This window comes from Pseudobacter sp. (assembly GCF_051955275.1).
GTDB lineage: Bacteria > Bacteroidota > Bacteroidia > Chitinophagales > Chitinophagaceae > Pseudobacter.
Genome location: NZ_JBQCGW010000216.1, coordinates 23,709 through 30,798, shown reverse-complemented (window position 1 = coordinate 30,798; position 7,090 = coordinate 23,709). Strand labels below are relative to the sequence as shown.

General features: G+C 45.2%; 5 protein-coding genes. 2 read left to right on the top strand and 3 right to left on the bottom strand.

The window, feature by feature from the left end:
- The 3 genes from ACTHMC_RS18690 to ACTHMC_RS18680 all read right to left on the bottom strand — a co-directional run.
- The coding region (locus ACTHMC_RS18690) for a hypothetical protein (protein ID WP_440415371.1) at nucleotides 1–3,122 on the bottom strand (3,122 nt) is incomplete at its 3' end.
- Between the two features lie 379 nt (nucleotides 3,123–3,501).
- Nucleotides 3,502–3,960 carry an FKBP-type peptidyl-prolyl cis-trans isomerase gene (locus tag ACTHMC_RS18685; protein ID WP_440415370.1) on the bottom strand — a complete coding sequence of 153 codons (459 nt, stop codon included), beginning with the start codon at nucleotides 3,958–3,960 and terminating at the stop codon, nucleotides 3,502–3,504.
- Between the two features lie 69 nt (nucleotides 3,961–4,029).
- On the bottom strand, nucleotides 4,030–5,523 hold the full coding sequence (locus tag ACTHMC_RS18680) for a hypothetical protein (RefSeq protein WP_440415369.1): 1,494 nt from the start codon (nucleotides 5,521–5,523) through the stop codon (nucleotides 4,030–4,032).
- 88 nt (nucleotides 5,524–5,611) lie between these two features.
- Between ACTHMC_RS18680 and ACTHMC_RS18675 the strand changes: the two genes are divergently transcribed.
- Together ACTHMC_RS18675 and ACTHMC_RS18670 are read left to right on the top strand one after the other, a co-directional pair.
- Nucleotides 5,612–6,283, top strand: a complete 672-nt coding sequence (locus tag ACTHMC_RS18675) for a DUF1345 domain-containing protein (protein WP_440415368.1) — start codon at nucleotides 5,612–5,614, stop codon at nucleotides 6,281–6,283.
- A 96-nt stretch (nucleotides 6,284–6,379) separates the two neighbouring features.
- Entirely contained in the window at nucleotides 6,380–6,946 is a 567-nt protein-coding gene (locus ACTHMC_RS18670) for a hypothetical protein (RefSeq protein WP_440415367.1), read from the top strand.
- Nucleotides 6,947–7,090 lie beyond the last annotated feature (144 nt).

Below are 7,090 nucleotides of genomic sequence, written 5' to 3'. Positions count from 1 at the left end.
TTGACAGTAGTCGAAGTGGTAAAGGTATTACATCCGCCTGCTGCTGCAATAGTGTAGGTGATGACATACGAACCTGGAGTAGCGCCGGATGGGGCCAATTCCCCCGTGGTAGCATTGATGCTTAATCCACTGGCAGGAGCTATTGAATATACACCGCCTGTGGTACCAGTTTGCGTTACAGATACCGGAAGATTAGGTGTGGAAGGTGTATTGACCACATTGCATAAAGTAGCGGGATAATTGATACTGGCTGATGGAGCCTGCGTAATAGTGACACTGGCAGTGGCTGATGCACCGGGGCAAGGAGCCGAAGCAGCAATTGTATAAGTCACGGTATAGGTGCCGGGTGTGCTTGAAGAAGGATTGATGGTTCCGGTAGTGGCATTTATTACAAGGCCTGTTGTAGAGCTGTAGGACCCTCCGGTATTTCCGGTTAACGTTACAGGCGCTGTACTTGAAGAAGTACACAATGGGCCGCCATAGCTGATCTGTGCAGCAGGAGCGGGGTGAATAGTTACATTGGCGGAAACCTTATAATCAGAACATCCTGCTGTATTGGCGATGGTATAGGTAATGGTATAAGTACCGGGAACGGCTCCTTCAGGCGTGATGGTGCCTGTGGCTGCATCGATGGGCAGGCCCGTTGAAGGTGCAATAGAATAGACGCCTCCCGGAGAGCCGGTTCGTACAACAGCTACTGGTGCATTAGGTGTGCCGGCAGTGTTGGTTACATTACAGAGGTTTGCCGGATAACTGATTCCTGCTGAAGCGGCATTCCCCTGATTGATAACAACAGTGGCTGTAGTGCTGAAAGCCAAACAGGGAGGATTCGCAGGTATAGAATAGGTTACAGTATAGGTGCCAGGTGTACTTGCAGAGGGCGAAACGGCCCCTGTAGCAGCGTTTATCACCAGACCTGCAGGGCTGGCAGAAAAAGTACCACCTGTTGAACCCGTGAGTTTGACCGGAGATGTTGCTACTGTATTACATAGTGGGGATGCTTCATAAATTATTGCAGCAGTAGCTGAAGGAGTTACTGTAAGAACGTATTGTTTGGAAGGACCTGTACAACCATTGACAGTGGCCGCCATGGTATAGGTTATTGAGCCGGAAGAAGAACCAGACACCTCGTAAGCACGTGCAGGGATATCGGTAGTTCCAGCAACAGGAGTAGCGGGCGTTACGCCTGAATAGACAGCCTGCCAGGTAAAGCTGGCTCCCGCCATGTCTGCAGTTAAGTTAATGGCTGGAGCCATTCCTTTTGAGCAGATAGTTGCAGAAAGAGGGGTAGTAGTAATTTGTGGCGACTGTTTGAAACATAACTGCAGGGTCTTTGAATTGGGCGGATTACAATTGCCATTTACTGTTACAGATATATTATAGCAGCGGAATGATTTGAACCTTATTGTAGGGTATTCAATATTGCTGGCAGTTATAAAATCATAATCAGCAGCAGGTCCATCTACGGTCCATGACCAGGAAGTTGGTGTAAAAGGAGCCTTGCTATAAGTAGGCTTATAAGGTCCCTGTGAGAAATCGATGGTTTCATTAAGAGTCCCGGTTTTACAAATACTGGCGGTGGCCGGAGAAAAGCTTACAGTTGGAGCTCCGTTCACTGTTATGGTACGGGCCGCGGAAGACCGTGTTCCGCAACTATTGGTGATGGTTTGTATGATCGTGTAGATTCCCCCATCGATAAAAGTGATCGTTGGATTGGGGGTACCCGGGTTAGCGATGGTAAAGCCTGTGGAAGGAGAGATATTCCAGGAGTAGACAGGGCGCTGACAGCCTGCTGCATTGGCATTTGACTGGTCAGTAAGAGACACACTCTGACCGGCACAAATGGTGGTGGCGCTGACGTTGAATGCGGGCGTTGGCAATACTTCAACACCGAGGGTTTTCTCTTTGATCGAAATAGTGGGACAGCCTTGTAAGTTTTGTACCTGCAATTTTAATGACCAGCAACCCCGTTCGTCAAGTATATTGGCAGGTATGAATAAATCTCCGGTTACACTATTGATCCATGAAGATGGAGCTTTTTCATAAGTAGGGGAGGATGGCTTTTTATAATGCCATGTACTTACCATAGACCTTAAACAAGTGGATCCACTTCCAAAATATCCTCCGACGGAAGTGTTGGTGGCTGTCATACCGGAATTAAGACATACAGCCTGCGGTATATTAAAATCAGCTTGCGGTGGTGTGCTGGCATTCACAAAAGATTTCTTCTGCGAATTTGTTGAATAGTCCGAACAATTGGTAAGGCCTTTGTTTAATAACTGGAGGTCAACCGCAAAGGCCCTGTTGTTATTGTTGTTCGGATCTGGTATGGAATTAGAAGAATTGCAGGTTGGATTAGTAAAAACATGCGATAACAAAGGGTTGGCCATCAGCGCATCGTGGGTATAAGTTTCAGGAGCAGTTCCATCTCCATAAGCTATCGTGTATTTAGAACCAGGATAATTGTCGTTGATGCCATCGATTCTGAACTGTACCTGAGAACCGGTACATACCTGTTCTGAAGACAGGTTGGTAAGTCCGGTGCCATTCCTTGCAACCAATACAATATATGAAAAGACCGAGGTAACTCCGCTTTGGACTTTTATAAGTTCAATTGTGTAGTATCCGATGGGTAAGCTTCCAATTATTACATTTTTTCCAGTGACCGGTAAAACTGAACTGATAGCTCCCGCACTATTGAAGAGGTTAACAGTCCAGGAAATAGCAGGGGCGTAATCCTTGATGTCAAAATCCATGGGAAGAGAACTGGCGCCACTTTGCATATTCAGGTAACCAAAAAAGTTGAAGTTGCCGAGGCATTTTACAGGCATAGTTTCCGGATACACTGCTTCTATAACAGGTGGTGCGAGGTTTATGCCCGCAATTATCCTGAATGTAGCTGTGGAAGCAGAAATGATATTACCAGCACTTCCAACAATCCTTAGCCTGTAATTATTCCCGGCGGGTGTGCCTGCAGGTATGACGCCGTTGATGACAGGAACAAAAAAATCTGTAACGGTTCCAATGTTTACAGGACTTGTAAAATTGCCTGCCGCATCGGACAACTGCAAGGTGAACACATTCCCTATTGTAAACAGATTGGGTTTGAAATGTACTGACACGCCTGAACCTGCTGCATAAGAGGGTGTATTATTAAATCTGAGGATCTGAATAGTTTGTCCGGAAATAGCAGTAAAAAACAGAATTAAGGGAATTAACGTGCATATCCTTTTCATCATTACTCATAAGTATTTAGGCTTGGTACTTAATAAGTATTGGAATTTTAAAGGAGCCGGTAAGTTGAAGTGAATAATTTCAGTTGAGCTCAAACTAACAATACTTTCCTGGAACTTACAAGTGTTTAGTTGAATTATTTTTTTAATTTGTACTATTTTGCTAAAACTCAAGAATTCTTATATCGACGTGAATAATAATGCGCCATGCAAATAAAAAGGAAGTGCATGCCGCACTTCCTTTTTTCTATACTGAAAATTTATAGCCTTATTTCACTTCCTGCAATTCCACATCAAATACCAACACAGAATTACCCGGGATACCCCTGTAATCACTGCATCCATAACCCAGATAAGGCGGGATGATCAGTTTTATCTTTCCTCCCTGCTTGATGAGCGGGATACCTATCTTCCAGCCGTCGATCACACCACTCAGCGGAAAACTGGCAGTGCCTCCGTCGAAGGATGTGTTATTAGTGAATTTGCCGGCATAGTTTGCTTTCACCGTGGAGTTAATGGTGGGAGTGGCGCCGGTACCGGGCTCAATGATCTGGTAATACAAACCACTGGCATGTTTGGTAGCGGTGATGCTGTTGTCACTGATATATTTGGTCATTACGGCATCGTCCTGGGCTGCTGTGGTACATCCTGTGTCCTTATCCTTATTACTGCATCCTGTCAGCGCCAGGGCCAGTACCATACCAAAAGCAAGATTAAATAAACGCATGTATGTTATAAGTTTAGGGGCAAATATAATGCTCCGTAAGGTATCTCAGCCTTTTTTATGGTTCAGGGCTTAATTATGATCGCCCCATTTTTCCTGTTTTGCCCTTATGGCCAGGTAGGAGGGGAATGTATCGATTGCTGCCAGCAATTTTTGCTTGTTTTCAGCCTGCCTTTTCCCGTTTTCAAGGTTATAGTTGTAATGCTGAAACAGGTAGTAAATAACGATCCTGTTATAAAGGTCCAGCTGATCATCTACCATCATTTTCAGCATTTTTGTCTCGATTTCTTCGGACCTGCTGGTTTCAGCCAGGGCTCTGCCGAGTCGTTGAATATTTCCATAATAATGATTGTCGCTGGCATTCCCGATCCTCAGGCTGATCCCCAGTAGCAGGTCCGGTACATTGATATCAAGGACTTCCAGCTCTTTGATATAGGTCTTCCTGCGTTCCCAGGCATAACTTCCATCACTGGTCCGCTCGAACCTGTCATTCATGATATCGAGGTGGGAGCGGAGAAATACTTCCCAGTTAGTTGTTTCTGCCGAAAGTATGGCAATATTGAATGCATGTACTCTTGGACTGTTATCCATACTGCAACCTCCAACAACAATCCGGTTCCGCTTGAGTTCAAGCGCTGCTTTTTTGGAATGATAATGTTCCACATATTCTTCAAACTCATTACCTGCTCCTCCGTTGAGCAATGCGTCCTTAACTGCATTCTCCAGCAAAGTTTTGAACTGTGGATCTTTCCCTTGTAGTTTGTCAATCCGTGAAATTCTCAGAGAGTCCCAGATCTGATATTGTTCCCAGTAAGCATCCTTCTCTTTTTCTTTTCCATTTTCAGGATATTCAGGTTTCTCTGTTGCTGTATGCACATAGTTCATGAATTCCTGGACTGTTGGTGGTGTTTTATCTTCATACCTGACGCCGGTTTTCTGTGCTTTGTCAGAAAATACTTTTGTAGAAGTGTCAACCATGCAGTCAGCGTACTGGATCATTTTTGCATAGTCTACAGGCATAGGTTGCTGAGTGAATTCTTCTGTAAAATAGAAGGCCTCGATAGACTCCTGGGTGTAAAGGGCTTTGTCGTAATACGTATAAAGCCATTTCCCTTTTAATGGTCTTTTATATTGGTTTATATCTATATCGAAGGTCAGTTTATGATCATTGCCCGGGGCAACATTGCTGAACTCAACTACATCTTTGTCCTGATAATTTTTATACCTGAACTTTACAACAAGCAGTTCCCTGTCGGTTTTCGCATTGGTATATTTAGCAATAAAATCTTCAAAGGAAATATTGGACTCTATATCTTTTTTTGCCTCCCTGACTTTTGTTTTTTCCAGGGATACGAAATGTGCTTTCGCCTGCTGTTTGGACAAATAGGTTTTACTCAGTTCACAAACCCCGAATTTCAGGTTTAGGGAATCCACAATGGATTTCAGCTGTTTTATGGTAACATCGGAATAGATCAGTCCGTTCCGGGAGCTATCGAATTCGGTGACCTGGGAAAAACAGGATGAGCTGAAAACGGAGAATAGCAGCACGACAATAAATTGTCTCATAGCATCAGTTTTTTGTAGAGATGCAGGAGCCCCCGAAAATACATAAACAACCTGTGGACCGGCGATCCTGATTACTTATCTTTATAGTATGCGGTCCAAACTTATAGCCGATTTGCATCCCCTTCAACGTATAGCTGCTGGGATCGTACTCTCAGTAATTGTATACCTGCTGACCCTTCAGCTGCCTGTTTCCGGGCTGTTCAGGTGCCTTTTGCTATGGGATGTATTTGCCTTCACATATTGCGCCCTGTGCTGGTTTATCTTCTTCTCTAAAACGGACGATCAGATCCGGCAGGTAGCCCGCAAGGAAGACGGCAGCCGTATGCTGGTATTTATCCTGATCCTGCTGACCTGCTTTGCCAGTATGCTGATGGTGTTGCTGCTGATCCTTTCAAAAGACGCCAGGGAGGCAGGAACTGCTATTTACCTGGTGGTAGCGATATCGGGCATCCTGCTGTCCTGGGTGATGGTGCATACTTTGTATACCTTTCATTACGCATTTCTGTATTACGATGACGATAAAGGCAATCCCAAAGTCCATGCCGGTGGCCTGGAGTTTCCCGAAGCACACGCACGCCCCACTTACCTTGATTTTGCTTATTTCGCATTTGTAGTAGGTATGACCTTCCAGGTTTCCGATATTCAGATCAACCGTCCTGCGATCAGGCGGGTAGTGCTTCTGCATGGTTTGTTATCCTTTGGGTTGAATACTTTTGTAGTGGCCCTGACCATCAACCTGATTGCCGGATTGCGGCATTGAGTTTCCCTTTGATGAAGGTTTTTTACTACCCGGTTGATTTGACCAATAGTTGTATTTTTACGGAAATGTACAACTATGATGGAGCAATTACTTTCAATGATTAAGCAATCTTCCCAGGAAGTTGTTGAGCAGAACCCAGACATCCCCAATGATCAGAATGAAGCAGTAAGCGCTGTTGCCAGTGAGTCTATTGTCGGTACAATTCAGAACATGATCAGCAATGGCGGAGTAGGTGATCTGATGAGCATGTTTTCCGGAAACAATACCGCAGATGATTCAAACCCGGTGATGCAAACGGTTACTTCCGATCTGTCGGGCAATCTGCAGAACAGGTTAGGCCTAAGCAGCGGCCAGGCCAGCGGTATTGCGGGCTCCATCTTACCGATGATCATCAGCAAACTTTTCAATAAATCCGGTGGCGGTGGTTTTGATCTGTCCTCTCTCCTTGGAGGCCTTACAGGCGGACAGGGTGGTGGTGGCTTTGATCTGGGAAGCATCACGTCCATGCTGGGTGGCGGCGCCCTGGATATCAACAAAGATGGAAAAACGGATTTCAAGGACCTGACCGATGCCATCGGCGGAAGAAAGTCTGAAGATGGAAATAAGGATAGTGATCAGGGGGGGAATATCCTGGATAATCTTTCCGGGTTGTTCGGAAAATAATCGCTCCTGATATTTATGTTATTGAGCCCCGCAACTGCGGGGCTTTTTTGTGCCGTGAACCAGTATTTCCGGTATACACTTAAACCCTGAAATCATGCCTCGGATACGGATGCAAACCGGGGAGCTTGATTTGAGAATATTCAA

Bases quoted from the DNA above. Each gene is read 5' to 3' on its own strand.
- ACTHMC_RS18675 (WP_440415368.1), top strand. From the start codon at position 5,612: ATGCGGTCCAAACTTATAGCCGATTTGCATCCCCTTCAACGTATAGCT.
- ACTHMC_RS18680 (WP_440415369.1), bottom strand. From the start codon at position 5,523: ATGAGACAATTTATTGTCGTGCTGCTATTCTCCGTTTTCAGCTCATCC.
- ACTHMC_RS18685 (WP_440415370.1), bottom strand. From the start codon at position 3,960: ATGCGTTTATTTAATCTTGCTTTTGGTATGGTACTGGCCCTGGCGCTG.
- ACTHMC_RS18670 (WP_440415367.1), top strand. From the start codon at position 6,380: ATGATTAAGCAATCTTCCCAGGAAGTTGTTGAGCAGAACCCAGACATC.